At 70.7% G+C, this 14,465-nt stretch carries 15 protein-coding genes; 7 read left to right on the forward strand and 8 right to left on the reverse strand.

Going from position 1 to position 14,465, the window contains the following annotated elements; genetic code table 11:
- Nucleotides 1-35: 35 nt before the first annotated feature.
- A complete protein-coding gene (locus NKJ47_RS09360; protein WP_254461175.1) occupies nt 36-242 on the reverse strand; it encodes a hypothetical protein in 207 nt (68 codons plus the stop codon).
- Between the two features lie 216 nt (nt 243-458).
- Between NKJ47_RS09360 and NKJ47_RS09365 the strand changes: the two genes are divergently transcribed.
- From NKJ47_RS09365 to NKJ47_RS09375, 3 genes are all read left to right on the forward strand, one after another.
- Entirely contained in the window at nt 459-743 is a 285-nt protein-coding gene (locus NKJ47_RS09365) for a GNAT family N-acetyltransferase (protein ID WP_254461176.1), read from the forward strand.
- A 104-nt stretch (nt 744-847) separates the two neighbouring features.
- Nucleotides 848-1,675 (forward strand): DUF3298 and DUF4163 domain-containing protein, encoded by an 828-nt coding sequence (locus NKJ47_RS09370; RefSeq protein ID WP_254461177.1) that lies wholly within the window; start codon nt 848-850, stop codon nt 1,673-1,675.
- Nucleotides 1,676-1,819: 144 nt separating this feature from the next.
- On the forward strand, nt 1,820-2,350 hold the full coding sequence (locus NKJ47_RS09375; RefSeq protein ID WP_254461178.1) for a MarR family winged helix-turn-helix transcriptional regulator: 531 nt from the start codon (nt 1,820-1,822) through the stop codon (nt 2,348-2,350).
- A 197-nt stretch (nt 2,351-2,547) separates the two neighbouring features.
- Here NKJ47_RS09375 and NKJ47_RS09380 read toward each other — a convergent pair whose 3' ends face one another.
- On the reverse strand, nt 2,548-3,330 hold the full coding sequence (locus NKJ47_RS09380) for a hypothetical protein (RefSeq protein ID WP_254461179.1): 783 nt from the start codon (nt 3,328-3,330) through the stop codon (nt 2,548-2,550).
- The gene (locus NKJ47_RS09385; protein WP_429002510.1) at nt 3,327-3,860 is read right to left on the reverse strand and encodes an RNA polymerase sigma factor; all 534 of its coding nucleotides are present in this window, start codon (nt 3,858-3,860) and stop codon (nt 3,327-3,329) included. The genes NKJ47_RS09380 and NKJ47_RS09385 overlap by 4 nt, the downstream gene beginning before the upstream one ends.
- A gap of 81 nt (nt 3,861-3,941) precedes the next feature.
- On the opposite strand from NKJ47_RS09385, the gene NKJ47_RS09390 reads away from it, so the two are divergent.
- Nucleotides 3,942-5,237, forward strand: a complete 1,296-nt coding sequence (locus NKJ47_RS09390) for a S8 family serine peptidase (RefSeq protein WP_254461181.1) — start codon at nt 3,942-3,944, stop codon at nt 5,235-5,237.
- 104 nt (nt 5,238-5,341) lie between these two features.
- Nucleotides 5,342-6,118 carry a hypothetical protein gene (locus NKJ47_RS09395; RefSeq protein WP_254461182.1) on the forward strand — a complete coding sequence of 259 codons (777 nt, stop codon included), beginning with the start codon at nt 5,342-5,344 and terminating at the stop codon, nt 6,116-6,118.
- Nucleotides 6,119-6,295: 177 nt separating this feature from the next.
- Here the strand turns inward: NKJ47_RS09395 and NKJ47_RS09400 are convergent, their stop codons facing one another.
- Nucleotides 6,296-8,479 carry a M3 family metallopeptidase gene (locus tag NKJ47_RS09400; protein ID WP_254461183.1) on the reverse strand — a complete coding sequence of 728 codons (2,184 nt, stop codon included), beginning with the start codon at nt 8,477-8,479 and terminating at the stop codon, nt 6,296-6,298.
- A gap of 348 nt (nt 8,480-8,827) precedes the next feature.
- Here NKJ47_RS09400 and NKJ47_RS09405 point away from each other — a divergent pair, with 348 nt between their 5' ends.
- Nucleotides 8,828-9,319: a glutathione peroxidase gene (locus NKJ47_RS09405; RefSeq protein WP_254461184.1), complete on the forward strand. Its 492-nt coding sequence runs from the start codon at nt 8,828-8,830 to the stop codon at nt 9,317-9,319.
- 201 nt (nt 9,320-9,520) lie between these two features.
- On the opposite strand, the gene NKJ47_RS09410 is transcribed toward NKJ47_RS09405, so the two are convergent.
- The 3 genes from NKJ47_RS09410 to NKJ47_RS09420 all read right to left on the reverse strand — a co-directional run bounded on the left by NKJ47_RS09410 (nt 9,521) and on the right by NKJ47_RS09420 (nt 12,717).
- Entirely contained in the window at nt 9,521-10,300 is a 780-nt protein-coding gene (locus tag NKJ47_RS09410; protein WP_254461185.1) for a ferredoxin--NADP reductase, read from the reverse strand.
- A gap of 107 nt (nt 10,301-10,407) precedes the next feature.
- Entirely contained in the window at nt 10,408-10,806 is a 399-nt protein-coding gene (locus NKJ47_RS09415) for a hypothetical protein (protein WP_254461186.1), read from the reverse strand.
- 27 nt (nt 10,807-10,833) lie between these two features.
- Nucleotides 10,834-12,717, reverse strand: a complete 1,884-nt coding sequence (locus tag NKJ47_RS09420; protein WP_254461187.1) for an ABC transporter ATP-binding protein — start codon at nt 12,715-12,717, stop codon at nt 10,834-10,836.
- A 149-nt stretch (nt 12,718-12,866) separates the two neighbouring features.
- Between NKJ47_RS09420 and NKJ47_RS09425 the strand changes: the two genes are divergently transcribed.
- Nucleotides 12,867-13,127: a hypothetical protein gene (locus NKJ47_RS09425; protein WP_254461188.1), complete on the forward strand. Its 261-nt coding sequence runs from the start codon at nt 12,867-12,869 to the stop codon at nt 13,125-13,127.
- A 128-nt stretch (nt 13,128-13,255) separates the two neighbouring features.
- On the opposite strand, the gene NKJ47_RS09430 is transcribed toward NKJ47_RS09425, so the two are convergent.
- Nucleotides 13,256-14,158, reverse strand: a complete 903-nt coding sequence (locus tag NKJ47_RS09430) for a dimethylarginine dimethylaminohydrolase family protein (protein ID WP_254461189.1) — start codon at nt 14,156-14,158, stop codon at nt 13,256-13,258.
- Between the last annotated feature and the right edge of the window lie 307 nt (nt 14,159-14,465).

Below are 14,465 nucleotides of genomic sequence, written 5' to 3' on the forward strand. Positions count from 1 at the left end.
GGGCTGGCGGCGGCCCGTTCGGCCGCCATCGACGCTCAGCGGGTCTGCTGGCCGCGCAACTGCACCTTGGCGCTGCCGATGGCGGCATTCTCGTAGGTGCGCTTGAGGCGCTGGTAGACCTCGTTGTCGAGCTGCTTGAACTCGCCGCCCTGGTGGTCGCCGTTGACCGACAGTTGGAACAGCCCTTCCAGCAGGGAGGCGTTGTGGTCGCCCTGGTCGTATTTGCTCTCGTTCTCGCTCATGCGCGTGGCTCCCTGTTGGATCGCTGCGTGATGGGAGTTGCAACTCCCGTGCCAGGTTTTCGGCCCGTCCCGGCGGTATCGGCCACGCGCGGCACGACTTGAGCGGCGGGCAGCCGACGCACCGCGTCGGCGGCGTGATGCGCCGGAGCGGGTGCTTCACATCGTCGCGGCAAGCGGCAGCGGACACTGCGCGCTCCGCGACACCGCCCGCTCCCCATGTCCGCAGCCAACGTCCCGATCACGCACGATCCGCAGCAGCGCCGCTTCTCCCTGGAAGTCGACGGCCATCGCGCCGAACTCGACTACGTGCTGGAGCAGGGGCGCATGGTCATCACCCATACCGGGGTGCCGACGTCGATCGGCGGGCGCGGCCTGGCTGCGCAACTGGTCACCGCCGCGCTTGAGTATGCACAGGCGCAAGGCTGGAAGGTGGTGCCGGCGTGTTCGTACGCGGCGCTGTTCATCCAGCGGCATCCGCAGTACGCCGCGCTGCTCGGCTGAGCGCGCGGCATCGCAACGGCGCGATAATGCGCGCACTTCCACAGACATCGCAGGAACAGGGGCAGTCGAACGTGAGCAGGGCAGAGACGATGGGCAACGGGCGGATGGCATGGACGGCACTGGCGGTCGCGGCGGCACTGGCAATGGCCGGTTGCAAGCGCGAGGAACCGGCTGCCGCACCAGCGCCCGCCGCGGCGCCGGCCGAGGCCGCCGCGCCGGCGGTCGCGGAGCAGGCGCCGGCCACGCCGCCGGAACTGAAGGATATCGTCGAGCACAGCCCCAGCTATGTGGTCGGGATCACTTTCCCGCCGGCGATCAACCGTTATCCGGGGCTGGCCGACGCCGCCAATCGCTATGCGCAGAACGCGCGCAGCGAACTGATGGAGGCGGTGGACGGCCTTGGTAACGATCGCCCGCGTGCGCCCTACGAACTCTCGTTGCAGTTCGAGATGCTGCTGGAGCGTCCGGATCTGGTCGCGCTGAGCGCCGACGGCAGCCGCTATACCGGCGGCGCGCACGGCGAACCGCTGGTGGCGCGCTGGGTGTGGCTGCCGCAGCAGCAGCGCATGCTCACCGCTGAAACGCTGATCCCGGATGCGGCGCACTGGAAACAGGTCGCCGACTACGCCGCCGCGCAACTGCGCCAGGCGGTGCAGGCGCGGGTCGATGCCGAGCAGGTGCCGCCGGAGGATCAGCAGGAGCAGGTGCGCAGCGCCAGCAAGATGATCGCCGAAGGCACCGAGCCGCAGGCCAGCAACTTCAGCCAGTTCCAGCCGCTGGTCGACGCGGCGGGCAAGATCACCGCCTTGCGCTTCGTGTTCCCGCCGTATCAGGTGGGGCCGTACGCCGATGGCACGCAGACGGTGGACGTGCCGGCCAGCGTGCTGCGCCCCCTGGTGGCGCCGGAGTACGCGTCGCTGTTCGCCGCCTGAGCGGTCGCGAGTGCGCCATTGCGCTTGGACGAACGCGTTTGGTGCATCGCGTCGACAGCGCGCCGGAACGCAACGCCTGCCCTCGTCGGGGCGGTGCGCAATGGGTAGCATTGGCGGCCACCCCACTTTGCAATCGATTTCCTCATGGGCAGTTTCGATCAGACCGAGCGGCGTGTGGCGCACACTTGCGCGCGTTATCCCGCTTTCCCGCGCGAACCCGCCGTCCTGGTCCGGTTGGTCAAGCATCTGTACAAGCGCGTGCATGCCAACGCCAGCGGCGTGCTCAAGGAGTATGGCATCAGCCCGCCGGAGTACGAGATCCTGATGATGCTGTATGGCACGCCCGAGCAGTGCATCACCCCCACCGAGGTGGCCGAGGCCGCCAGCGAGAAACCGGCCAACATCACCCGTCTCACCGACAGCCTGTGCAGCAAGGGGCTGCTGTCGCGCACGGCCAGTCCGGAAGACCGGCGCAAGGTCGCGCTGACCCTGCAGCCGGCCGGCATCGCCCTGATCGAGCGGCTGCTGCCGGACGTGTGCGCGTTCCTGGATGCGGAGACCGCGGCGCTGGATGCCGGCGAACAGCAGCAGTTGGAGACGCTGCTGAAAAAGATGCTGGCCGGCATCGACGGCCTCGATGCTGCCGAATCGAAGACGCAGGCCGCGCTGCCCTAAGGACACCTCGAAGACGCTGCTTCCGCGACAGTCGAGCGGAATGCAGCATGCCTGTAGGAGCGGCTTCAGCCGCGACGGGCGTTGCCGATAAGCCCGTCGCGGCTGAAGCCGCTCCTAACGGACGTGTCCCGGAGTGATTGAAGGTCGCTCCTCGGTCGCGCTGTCCATCCCAACGGAGCCAGGGCGTTGCGTTGCCGCTAGCGCCAGCCACGCGCGCGTGCGCGCTGTTCGCCGTCGGCATCCAGCGCCTCGCCGGCAATCCGTGCATCCACCGCTTGCAGCACGGCGGCCGGCATCGGGCTGGCCGCCATGCGCATGCCGCCACCGTCGCCGCGCGCGTCGGCGGGCACCAGCAGCTCCACCCGCCATGCGCCATCGCGCTGGCAGGCCAGGCCGGCGTTGGCGCGCGCCATGGCGAAGGTGCGGCAGTAATGGCCATCGCGATCGCGGAAGCTCAGGCCGATGCGCACGCTGCCCTGGTTCTGGCCGGACAACTGCTGCGCCAGCGCCTGCGCGAGCGCGCCCTCGGCGATGCCGCCCTGGGTTGCCGCGAACGTCGGGCCCGGCGCAGCGCCTTGCGGCAACTGCCGCTGCGCGATCCACAGCCCCAGCAGCAGTGCCGCCGCCAACGCCGCCGGCAGCGCCCAGCGGCGGCGCGCGCGCGGCCGCAGTGGCGTCGGCCGGCTTGCCTGCGCCGGCGCATGGACGGGCGAGGGAGGCGGCACCGCGACAGCGGCGTCCTGGCCGGGCGCGTCGGTCGGCCGCGCGCGCGCAGCGGCGAGCAGGCGCGCGGGCACGGCTTCGTCCAGCACCGGGGCGAAGCCGGCGCGCAGCCGCGCCTGCAGTTGGCGCAACCGCTCCAGCGCCTGCGCCAGCTGCGGATCGGTACGCAGCGCCGCTTCCACCTGGGCGGCCTGCGCCGCGTCCAGTTCGCCGTCGGCGTAGGCCTGCAGGGTGAGTGCGTCGATCGTGGTGTTCATGCGGTCGCCTCCAGTGACGCCTGCAAGGCCTCGCGCCCGCGCGCGAGCCGGCTGGTGAGTGTGCCGAGCGGAATCTCCAGCACCGCCGCGGCATCCTTGTAGGACAGGCCTTCGATCAGCACCAGCGCGATCGCCAGGCGTTGTTCCTCGGGCAGGCCGGCCATCGCGGCCTGCACCGCCATCCAGTCCTGCTGCCGCTCCAGCGGCGTGTCGCCGACGTGTTCGCCCTCGGCGGCATCGACGAACAGGTGCCGCCGTCGCCGCTGCGCCCGTACCTCGTCGATCCAGGCGTGGCGGATGATGCCGTACAGCCAGTACTGCAGCGGCGTCTCCGGCCGCCATTGCGCGGCGCGGCGCAGGGCGCGTTCGATCGCGATCTGCAGCAGGTCGTCGGCATCCTCGCGGTGGCCGGCGACGGCACGCGCGAAGCGCCGCAGCTGAGGCAGGAGGGTACAGATGCCGTCGCCGACGGCGGCCGTGGGATCGGCGTGCATGTGGGGGATACGTTCGGCGGAGGCGGTTTCTTCCATGGGCGCGGCGCGGCGTTCACGGCGGGTCGGGATGGCAGGATTAGTGTGGCACGCCAACAGGGGCGGACGACGGAGTGGGGCATGGCGACGGGCAGGCGGATGCGCTGGATGGCGGTGGCCTTGCTGGCGGTGGCGACACCGGCGCTGGCGCAGTTGGCGCTGCCATCGGCCGGCGGCCTGGTGCAGGACGTCACCCAGGGCATGCAAGGCGGGATGGATCGGCTGGGACAGTCGCTGCAGGACGCGCGCGGCGACCTCGAACGGCTGCGGCTCAAACGCCTGCAGGCGCTGCTGCGCAGCGATCCGCGCGGGCTGGAGCGCGACGAGGGCGGCGCGGTGGTGATGCGCGGGCAGGTGGTGGCGCTGGAACCGGACCCGGCGGCGCTGCAGGCGGCGCAGGCGGCCGGCTTCGCGGTGCTGGAGCAGCGCAGCTTCGGCGAATTCGGCCTGCGCCTGGTGGTGCTGCAGGTGCCGTCGGGCCTGTCCACGCGCCGCGCGCTGCAGCAATTGCGCGAGCGCGATCCGCAGGGCGACTACGACTATAACCACGTCTACAGCGGATCGGCGGCGGCGCCACCGGCAGCGGCCAGCGCAGCCGCTGCACCGGCAACTGCGGAGGCCGCGGCGGGCGGGTTCGTGGTCGGCCTGATCGACAGCGGCGTGGACGCCGCGCATCCGGCACTGGCCGGCATCCAGGTGCAGCCCTGGGGCTGCGACGGGCAGGTGCGCGCGCAGCCGCATGGCACGGCGGTCGCCTCGTTGCTGGCCGGGCGCGCGGTGGCGCACGGGCCGTTCGCGCGCACGCTGTATGCGGCCGACATCTACTGCGGGCAGGCCGACGGCGGCACTGCGGTGGAATTGGTCGCGGCGCTGGCGTGGATGGCGCAGCGGCAGGTGCCGGTGGTCAACATCAGCCTGATCGGCGGCCCCAATCGCGCGCTGCAACTGGCCGTGCAGCGCATGCTCGCGCGCGGCCACGTGCTGGTCGCGGCGGTCGGCAACGACGGCCCGGCGGCACCGCCGCTGTATCCCGCGGCCTATCCCGGCGTGCTTGGGGTGACCGCGGTGGATGCGCGTGGGCGGGTCTTGCCCGAAGCCGGGCGAGGACCGCAAGTCGCCTTCGCCGCGGTCGGCGACTTGATCGCGGCGGCGCCGCAAGGCCGCTGGCAGATGCAGCGCGGCACCTCTTTCGCCGCGCCGCTGGTGGCGCGGCTGGCGGCGCAGGCACTGTCGCGGCCGGATCCGCAGGCGGCCGCGCAGGTGCGCGCGCAGTTGCAGGCGCAGGCACGCGATCTCGGCGCGCCCGGTACCGATCCGGTGTACGGCGCCGGCCTGCTCGGCGCGGACCTGGCGCTGCAGCGCGCGCCGAGCGGCTGAACGCTTTCTGTCTGCGTCCGCCGCGCAGGGGATGTTCCGCGCCGTTCGATTCGTAGGACTACATGAGAGCCGCAGATGGCCTGCGGCGACACGAGGAGAATGCGATGAACGGCAAGACTCTGTTGGCGAGCGCGGTGCTGGTGGCGTCGGTGGCGCTGATTCCGGGCGTGGCCGGTGCGCAGTTGCTGGGTGGTGCGGGCAGCGTGGGCGGTGCGGTCAACGGCACCCTGGGCGGCCTGGGCGGCCTGGGCGGCGGCAGCCTCGGCGGCAACGGGATGGGCGCAGGCCGCCTGGACGCCGGGGTTCCGCTGGATCGCGCGCGCAGCGGCATCGAGCAGCAGTCGCAGCGTGCGCGGATGGCGGCACAGCGGGCGGCGGCGCGTGGCGCGGCCACCGCCGACGGCGCGGCGCAGACCGCCGGCGCTGCGGTGAACCAGGGCCGGACGCTGGCCGGCAACGCGGCCGCCAGTGGTAGTGCGGCGGCACGCGGCGCGGCCGGCAGCGCGATGGGTCAGGCCGACGCTGCACTCGGCGCGGCGACCAGTGCGGCCACGCCCGCGGCGGCGCTGGCGACGGCCGGCAATGCCGCCGGCGCGGGCGACGGCATGACCGGTCAGGGCGCGAGCGCGGCTGGCAACGGCAACGGCAACGGCGCGGCCAGCGGTGGAGGCCTGCCGGCGCTGTCCGGCAGCGGGAGCGCCAATGGCGCGGCCAGCGGCAGCGCCTCGCACCATGCCGGCGCGCGCGGTGGGTCGGTGTCGGGCCAGCTGGGCGCGGGCGGCCAGGGCGGTGCGCAGGCCGGCAACGGCCAGGCGCAGGGGCAGGCCGGCGGCAATGCCTCCCTGGGGGCCAGCATCAACGCCTCCAGCGACGGCCAATAAGCCGTCGACGGCCGCGCGCGAGGCAACACGCGTCGCCATCGAGACTGCAGGCTGAAAAACACGACGCCCGGCTGAGCCGGGCGTCGTGCGTATTGGGTGATGCGGTTGGTTGCGGGTGTGTGTTGCACTGTCGCCGCGAGCGGGCGGCACGGCGCAGGGGCCGTGCCGCGGTGCGCCTCAGCGAGCGCTTGGCGTCGCCACCGGCGTGGCGTTGAGGCCGCGCTTCTCCAGCAAGGGTTCGATCTGCGGTGCGTGCCCGGCGAAATCCTGGAACAGCTGCATCGCATCGACGCTGCCGCCGCGCGAGAGCAGGGTCTGGCGGAAGCGGTCGCCGTTGGCGCGACTCAGCCCGCCGTGCTGCTTGAACCACTGCTGGGTGTTGGCGTCCAGCACCTCGGCCCAGATGTAGGCGTAGTAGCCGGCCGCATAGCCGCCCATGATGTGGCTGAAGTACGGCGTGCGATAGCGCGGCGGCACCGGCGGATAGGCGATGCCGTCGGCGGCCAGCGCCTTGGCCTCGAAATCCATCACCCCCGAGGCCGGCGGCACCTGGCCCGCGCTGAGCTGGTGCCAGCGCTGGTCGAGCATGGCCGCGCCCAGGTATTCGGTGGTGGCGAAGCCCTGGTTGAACTTGGCGGTGGCCACCACCTTGTCCAGCAGCGCCTGCGGCATCGGCGCGCCGCTCTGGTAGTGCTTGGCGTAGTGCTTGAGGATGGCCGGATCGTCGGCCCACATCTCGTTGACCTGCGAGGGGAACTCGACGAAGTCGCGCGGCACGCTGGTGCCGGAGAAGTAGGGGTACTTCACGTTCGAGAACATGCCGTGCAGCGCATGGCCGAACTCGTGGAACGCGGTGGTGACCTCGTCCCAGGTCAGCAGGGTCGGCTGGCCGGCCGGCGGCTTGGGGATGTTGAGGTGGTTGGCGACCACCGGCTTGTCGCCGGTCAGCGCCGACTGCGAGACGTAGGAACTCATCCAGGCGCCGCCGCGCTTGGACTCGCGCGCGTACATGTCGGCGATGAAGATCGCCAACTGGCTGCCGTCGGCGTCGAACACGTCGTAGACCAGCACGTCGTCGCGGTAGGTGGGCAGGTCGGTGCGCTGCTTGAAGGTCAGCCCGTACTCCTGGTTGGCGGCGTAGAAGACGCCGTTCTCCAGCACGTTCTTCAGCTCGAAGTAGGGCTTGAGCTGGGCCTCGTCGAAGTCGTACTTGGCCTGGCGCACCTTCTCGGTGTAGTAGGCCCAGTCCCAGGCCTCGAGCTTGAAGCTGGGCTTGCCGGCGGCCTTCTGTTCCTGGTCGATCATCGCCTGCAGGTCGGCCGCCTCGCGCTTGGCGTTGGCCACCGCGGCCGGGGCCAGCTTGCCGAGCATGGCGTTGACCGCTTCGGGGGTCTTGGCGGTCTGGGTTTCCAGCGAATAGGTGGCGTGGTTCGGGTAGCCGAGCAGCTTGGCGCGCTCGGCGCGCAGGGTCATGATCCGCGACACCAGCGCGGTGTTGTCGTAGGGGCCGCCGTGGCTGCCGCGCGACACCGAGGCTTCGTAGATCTTCTGCCGCAGGGCGCGATCCTTGAGCTGGGCCAGCGGCGGCTGGCCGGTGGTGTTGAGCAGGGCGATCACGTACTTGCCGTCGAGCTTGCGCGCCTTGGCCGCCTCGGCCGCGGCGGCGATCTGTGCGTCGGACAGGCCGCCGAGCTGCTTGACGTCGTCCACCACCACCGCGGCCGCGTTCACTTCGGCGAGCACGTTCTGGCTGAACTTGGTGCCCAGTTCGGCCAGTTCGGCGTTCATCGCCTTGAGCTTGGCCTTGTCGGCATCGTTGAGCTTGGCGCCGTCGCGGACGAAGTCGCTGTGGTACTTCTCGATCAGGCGCACGCCCTCCGCGTCCAGACCGAGCTGGTTGCGGGTGTCGTACAGCGTCTGGATACGCGCGAACAGCTTGGGATTGAGCGCGATCGCATCGCGGTGCGCGGCCAGCTTGCCGGCGTATTCGGCCTGCAGTTTCTTGCGCGTGTCGTTGGTGTCGGCACCGACCAGGTTGAAGAACACGGTGGTGGCGCGGTCCAGAACCTGCCCGCTTTTCTCCATCGCCACGATGGTGTTGTCGAAGGTCGGCTTGGCGGCCTGGTCGGCGATGGCCTGCACTTCCTGCAACTGCTGCGCCATGCCGGCGTCGAACGCGGGGGCGAAATCGCTGTCCTTGATCTTGTCGAACTGCGGGTAGTGCAGCGGCAGCGGGCTTTCGGCGAAGAACGGGTTGGCCTGCGTGGCCGCCGTGGCGGCGGGCGTGGTGGCCGGAGCGGCGTAGGCGGGCATGGCGAGTCCGAGCGTGGCGGCGAGGGCAAGGGCGAGGCGAGAGGTCATCAAGCGGTATCCGCAATCATGGTGATCCGGCAGGCTACCCCAGGCCGGCAGGCGTGACCCGTGACGAAAGCCATGGGCGCGCTGCAGCAGGCGCGCCGCGGCCGGTACGGCTTTGCGGGATGTGGCGCGCGGCTTGATGCAATGCGCCTTCTCTTGCGGGTGCCGGTGAAGGGGCGCGCACCGGTGGGCGGCGCTGATGCTGCGCGAGCCAGCGCGCAGGCGCGTGGTGCTGCCGGTGCGCTGCCGGGGTGAGGCCTGCACTGGGCGCTGGCGAGGCGTGCGGCCAAGCGCGTAGCATCGCGCCGAACACGCGCCGCCGCGGCGCGCATCGCCAGTGAGGTTCCTCGCATGGACACCCCGACCACCGCCTACGCCTTCACCGCGACCACGCTGGACGGGCAGGCGCAGCCGCTGGCCGAGTACGCCGGCAAGGTGCTGCTGATCGTCAATGTCGCGTCCAAGTGCGGTTTCACGCCGCAATATGCGGGGCTGCAGGCGCTGTGGCAGCGCTACCGCGATCGCGGGCTGGTGGTGCTGGGCTTTCCGTGCGACCAGTTCGGTCACCAGGAGCCGGGCGATGCCGCGGAGATCCGCCAGTTCTGTTCGCTCAGCTACGACGTCGATTTCCCGATGTTCGCCAAGGTGCAGGTCAACGGCGACGGTGCGCATCCGCTGTGGCGCTGGCTCAAGCAGCAGAAGTCCGGGCTGCTCGGCATCGCCGCGATCAAGTGGAATTTCAGCAAGTTCCTGGTCGGCCGCGACGGCCAGGTGCTGGCGCGCTATGCGCCGACCGACAAGCCGGAAGCGCTGGCCGACGATATCGAGCGGGCGCTGGGGTGACGCTTCGGCGCGGAACTCCCGGCGTGGTCGCGAATGCCGGGCTGCTGCTGTTGTGGGAGGGACTTCAGTCCCGACGCCTTTAACTCGAACGCGTCGGGACTGAAGTCCCTCCCACAGGGGATAGTGCGGCGTTATCGGTCATGCGTCCGGCGCGGCCGATGGCCTGGAGGCCACGTGGCGCCGCTTACGCGCAATGTGATGTCACTTCTCGACGAAGGCGCGCTCGAACACGTAGTGCCCCGGCGAGCCGATGCGCGGGGAGGCGACGAAGCCGCGGGCGTCCAGGCTGTGGCGCAGGTCGGCCAGCATCTGCGGGCTGCCGCAGATCATCGCACGGTCGTGCTCCGGGTTCAGCGGCGGCAGGCCGAGGGTGCGCTGCATCGCGCCGCTCTCGATCAGTTCGGTGAGGCGGCCGCGGTTGCGGAAGTCCTCGCGGGTCACCGCCGGGTAGTACAGCAGCTTCTCGCGGATGGTCTCGCCGAGGAACTCGTGCTGCGGCAGTTCCTTCTCGAAATAGTCGCGGTAGGCCAGGTCCTTCTCGAAGCGCACGCCATGGGTGAGGATCACCTTGTCGAAGCGTTCGTAGGTTTCCGGGTCCTTGATCACCGACAGCCACGGCGCCAGGCCGGTGCCGGTGCCGAGCAGGTACAGGTGGCGGCCCGGGTGCAGGTCGCTGATCAGCAGGGTGCCGGTGGGCTTCTTGCCGACCAGCACCGAATCGCCGGGCTTGATGTGCTGCAGGCGCGAGGTCAGCGGGCCGTCCGGCACCTTGATGCTGAAGAACTCCAGTTGCTCTTCCCAGTTGGCGCTGGCGATGGAGTAGGCGCGCAGCAGCGGCCGCGTCTCCGTCTCCAGGCCGATCATCACGAACTGGCCGTTGTCGAAACGGAAGCCGTCGTTGCGGGTGGTGGTGAAGCTGAAGTAGTCCTCGGTCCAGTGGCGGACCTCGAGCACCGTTTCGGGGCCAAAAGCGGAAGACATGCCGTTGATCGTGATGGGGAAGGAACGGCGGCCATTCTACCCCATGTCGACTCAAATGAGATCAACTCTCATTTGGAGGGGCCGGGTGGCCATCGCGCCAGCGACGCTCACTTCTCGAACGAAACCTCGTAGGACAGATACAGCGGCGCCTGCGGCGGCGCCAGCAGCGGACGCTGGCGCAGGAAGCGTTCCAGGCACAGGGCGAGCGGGGTGGTGCCGTTGCGCCAACTGGCGCCGACGCTGCCGTCGGCCTGCACCTGCACCACCACCGTGAACGGCGAGGTGTCCGGGCGCGGGGTGGCGCAACTGGCCACGCCCTCGTCCAGCGCCGCGCGCTGCAGGGTCTGCAGGCGTTGCTCCAGCGCCGCCGGCAGGCCGGCCTCGTCGCGGTCGGCCAGGGCCTTGGCCGCGGCGTAGTCGGCGGGCGCCGGCGCGTCCGCGGCGGGAGCGGCGGCAGCCGGGACGGCGAGGGCGGCGGCGAACAGGCAGGGCAGGATGCGGAGCATGGCGGCGTCGGAAGGGGCGGACCAGGCTCAACGATACCCAGCGGCCTGCAGTTCGAACAGCTCCGCGTAGCGGCCGCCCTGCGCCATCAGTTCGTCGTGGGTGCCGCTGGCCTCGATCCGGCCGTCGGCCAGCACCAGGATGCGGTCGGCCATGCGCACGCTGGAGAAACGGTGCGAGATCAGCACCGCGGTGCGGTTGTCGGACAGTTCCTTGAAGCGCTGGAACACCTCGAACTCGCTGCGCGCGTCCAGCGCGGCGGTCGGCTCGTCCAGGATCATCACCTGCGCGTCGCGCATGTAGGCGCGGGCGATGGCGATCTTCTGCCACTGCCCGCCGGACAGGTCCACGCCGGTCTTGAAGCGGCGCCCGATCACCTGCGCGTAGCCCTGCGGCAGGCCGTCGATCAGCTCGGCGGCCATCGCCCGCTGCGCGGCGGCGCGGATCCGCGGCGCGTCGTCCAGCGCGTCGACCTGGCCGACGCCGATGTTCTCGCCGGCACTGAAGTGGTAGCGCACGAAGTCCTGGAAAATCACCCCGAGATTGGCGCGCAGGTCGTCCAGGTCGTAGTCGCGCAGGTCGCGCCCGTCGAGCAGGATGCGGCCTTCGTCCGGGTCGTACAGCCGCGCCAGCAGCTTGACCAGGGTGGTCTTGCCGGCGCCGTTCTCGCCGACCAGGGCCAGCACCTCGCCGGCGCGCAGGGTGAAGTCCAGGTGCCGTACCGCCCACTGCTCGGCGTCCGGATAGCGGAAGCCGACGTTCTCGAACACGAAGCCCTGCCTGATCGGCCGCGGCACCGGCACCGCGCCGGGACGGCTGCGGATCTCCGGGACGATGCGGAAGAACGAATACAGGTCGTCCAGGTACAGCGCCTGCCCGGCCACCTGCGAGAAGCCGATCAGCAGGCCTTCCAGCAACTGCCGCAGGCGCAGGAAGCTGCCGGCCAGGAAGGTCAGGTCGCCGATGCTGAAGTCGCCGCGCACGGTGCGCCAGGCGATGTAGCCGTAGGCGCCGTAGTAGCCCAGCGTGCCCAGCGCCGCCAGCAGCGTGCCCCACAGCATGCGCTTGCGCGCCAGCGCGCGGTTGGCCTGGAAGTAGCGGTCGGCCAGGGCGCGGTAGCGCGTGATCAGGAAGTTGTGCAGGTTGAAGATCTTCACTTCCTTGGCGGTCTCGACGCTGGCGCCGAGCTGGCGCAGGTAGTCGAGCTGGCGGCGCTCGGCCGTCCACTGGAAGTTGAGCGAATAGCCCAGCGCGTTGAAGTGCGCCTCGCCGATGAACGCCGGCACCAGCGCCACCGCCAGCAGGGCGATGAGCCAGGGCGCGTAGACCAGCAGGCCGACCGCGAAGCTGGCCACGGTGATCGTGTCCTGCACCTGTCCGAACAGTTGGCTCATCAGGTTCATGCGGCCCATGGTCTGGCGCCGCGCGCGGTCGAGCCGGTCCTGCTGTTCCGGATCCTCGAAATCCTCCAGGTCCAGTTGCGCGGCGTGCTCCATCAGCTGCACGCTGGTGGTGTTGTTGAACAGCTCCGACAGCAGCGTGTCGGCATAGCTGACCAGCCGTCCGAGCAGGTCCGAGGCGATCGCCAGCGCCAGTTCCAGGCCCAGCAGTTCCAGCAGCCGGTTGAGCCGGCCGCTGGCCAGGGCCTGGCCCAGCGACTCGAAGCCGGGCGCTTGCCCGACCAGATGGATGGCCTCGTCGATGATCAGCTTGCCGACGTACAGCGAGGCCACCGGCAGCAGCGCGCGGATCACGCGCAGGCCGATGCTGCTCAGGGTCAGCCAGCGGCTGGTCTGCCAGATCTGGCGCAGGAACGGCGGCAGGTTGCGCATCGCGTCGAAGCGCTCGCGCAGGCTCGGGCCGGTGCGGGACGCGGCGCGGGCGCCGCCATGGGACGGGGAGGAAGAGGCCATCGGCGCATTGTGCCGGGGGCGGGTGTGGGCGGGGAGTGTGGGTCGCGCCGGGGCGGCGGCTGCACCGGCGCTGACCCGGGTGGCAGGCGCGCGACCTCCGAAGGCGAGGCGTCGGTTAGTCTCGTCGATGTCCCGCCGAGGCTGTTGCCATGTCCGATCCCGTCGCGCCTATCGTCGCCCGCGTGGGTGGGCACCTGCCGTCGCGGCGCGAGCTGCTCGGTTGCGCGGTCTTCGTTCTGTTCGCCGCCGCGCTGCTGTGGTGGGGCAACGCCGTCATGGTGGTGCTGACGCTGTCGTATGTCGGCTTCGCGATCGGCTACAGCGTATTTCGCTTGTTCGGTGGCCGCGGCGGCATCGACCTCGATCAGGTGTGGCGCGAGGTGCTCAATGCGGTCCTCGGTCTGTGCTGATGGGGGATGGTTGCGGCGCGGGCTGTCCGGCGCGCCGGCGGTGTCATGCGGCGTCTCGCACCCTCACCCCAACCCCTCTCCCGGGGGGGAGGGGCTGATTGCGGCGGCTCGCGGGAGCCTCTTTCGGCTTATTCGTCCAGCCGCAGCGTCAGGCACTTGGCGGCGCCGCCGGCCTTGAGGAATTCGTCCAGCGGGGTCTGCACCACGCGGTAGCCGATCGCCGCCAGGGCGGCGCACAGGTCCGGCGAGGCACGGTTGAGCAGCAGGGTGTCGTCCAGGTCCACCGCGTTGCAGGCGAAGGCGAGGGCGTCGGCCTCGCCGACGGCGATGCGCCGCGACGCCGGCACGTGCTGGGCGATCGCCTGCTGCGCGTCGGCGTCGAACGCGGCCGGGTAGTACAGCAGGTAGCCGTCGCGCAGCGGGCAGAAGCAGGTGTCCAGGTGGTAGAAGCGCGCATCGACCAGGCGCAGCGGCACCACCTCGATATCCAGCAGGTCGGTCAGCTCGTGCGCGGCGGCCAGGTCGCTGCGGTGGCCATGGCCCATCCACAGCCGGCGCGCGCCGCGGTCCAGCAGCGCGTCGCCGGCGCCTTCGAAATACACCGCCTCCGGCAGTGCGTGGATGCGCAGGCCGGCCTGGCGGCACCAGGCGGTGAACAAGGCTTCCTCGCCACGGCGTTCGGCGTGGCGGAAGCGGCTGGGCACGAAGCGGTCGCCCAGCACCAGGCCGGCGTTGGCGCTGAACACCATGTCCGGCAGGCCTGCGGCGGCGGCGATGCAGTCGACGCGGGCGCCGGCGGCCTCGGCGGCGGCCACCAGCGCGTTCCACTGCGCCTGCGCGCGCACGCGGCTGGCGGCGTGCACGTTGCCTTCCATCCATGGGTTGATCACGTAGTCCACCGCGAAGTGCAGCGGCGCGCACATCAGCAGGCGGTGGCGATGGCCGGCGCCGGTGCGGGACTGCGGCTCGGGGGAGGCGAGGGCCAGGTCGGCGTCGTCGGTCAGGCTGCCAGCAAGGACGTTCTCGATCATGCGTGCGCTCCGCGTCGGGAATGGGCGTCACGCTAGCGGCGCCGTGTTGCGGAGACATGTCGGTCATCGGCGGCGCATGCCAGTGGGATCGGGGATTAGGGAGTGGAGATCGGGGATTCGGAAAGGCAGGATCGCGCGCGCTGCGGCCATGCGCTGCGTTGGCGTGTGCCGTGCCTGGTAGCGCGTCCAGCAGCCAACATTCGGGATTCGGCATTCCCCACACGTCCCGCCGCTTGCAAGATCCTGCATCTGCATCTGCATCTGCATCTGCATCTGCCTCCCGCTTCCCCATTCCCCATTCCCCATT

This window comes from Xanthomonas sacchari (assembly GCF_024266585.1).
Classification (GTDB): Bacteria; Pseudomonadota; Gammaproteobacteria; order Xanthomonadales; family Xanthomonadaceae; genus Xanthomonas_A; species Xanthomonas_A sacchari_C.

Bases quoted from the DNA above. Each gene is read 5' to 3' on its own strand.
- NKJ47_RS09405 (WP_254461184.1), top strand. From the start codon at position 8,828: ATGGACACCCCGACCACCGCCTACGCCTTCACCGCGACCACGCTGGAC.
- NKJ47_RS09425 (WP_254461188.1), top strand. From the start codon at position 12,867: ATGTCCGATCCCGTCGCGCCTATCGTCGCCCGCGTGGGTGGGCACCTG.
- NKJ47_RS09360 (WP_254461175.1), bottom strand. From the start codon at position 242: ATGAGCGAGAACGAGAGCAAATACGACCAGGGCGACCACAACGCCTCC.
- NKJ47_RS09370 (WP_254461177.1), top strand. From the start codon at position 848: ATGGCATGGACGGCACTGGCGGTCGCGGCGGCACTGGCAATGGCCGGT.
- NKJ47_RS09395 (WP_254461182.1), top strand. From the start codon at position 5,342: ATGAACGGCAAGACTCTGTTGGCGAGCGCGGTGCTGGTGGCGTCGGTG.
- NKJ47_RS09365 (WP_254461176.1), top strand. From the start codon at position 459: ATGTCCGCAGCCAACGTCCCGATCACGCACGATCCGCAGCAGCGCCGC.
- NKJ47_RS09420 (WP_254461187.1), bottom strand. From the start codon at position 12,717: ATGGCCTCTTCCTCCCCGTCCCATGGCGGCGCCCGCGCCGCGTCCCGC.
- NKJ47_RS09400 (WP_254461183.1), bottom strand. From the start codon at position 8,479: ATGACCTCTCGCCTCGCCCTTGCCCTCGCCGCCACGCTCGGACTCGCC.
- NKJ47_RS09430 (WP_254461189.1), bottom strand. From the start codon at position 14,158: ATGATCGAGAACGTCCTTGCTGGCAGCCTGACCGACGACGCCGACCTG.
- NKJ47_RS09415 (WP_254461186.1), bottom strand. From the start codon at position 10,806: ATGCTCCGCATCCTGCCCTGCCTGTTCGCCGCCGCCCTCGCCGTCCCG.
- NKJ47_RS09410 (WP_254461185.1), bottom strand. From the start codon at position 10,300: ATGTCTTCCGCTTTTGGCCCCGAAACGGTGCTCGAGGTCCGCCACTGG.
- NKJ47_RS09385 (WP_429002510.1), bottom strand. From the start codon at position 3,860: ATGGAAGAAACCGCCTCCGCCGAACGTATCCCCCACATGCACGCCGAT.
- NKJ47_RS09380 (WP_254461179.1), bottom strand. From the start codon at position 3,330: ATGAACACCACGATCGACGCACTCACCCTGCAGGCCTACGCCGACGGC.
- NKJ47_RS09375 (WP_254461178.1), top strand. From the start codon at position 1,820: ATGGGCAGTTTCGATCAGACCGAGCGGCGTGTGGCGCACACTTGCGCG.
- NKJ47_RS09390 (WP_254461181.1), top strand. From the start codon at position 3,942: ATGGCGACGGGCAGGCGGATGCGCTGGATGGCGGTGGCCTTGCTGGCG.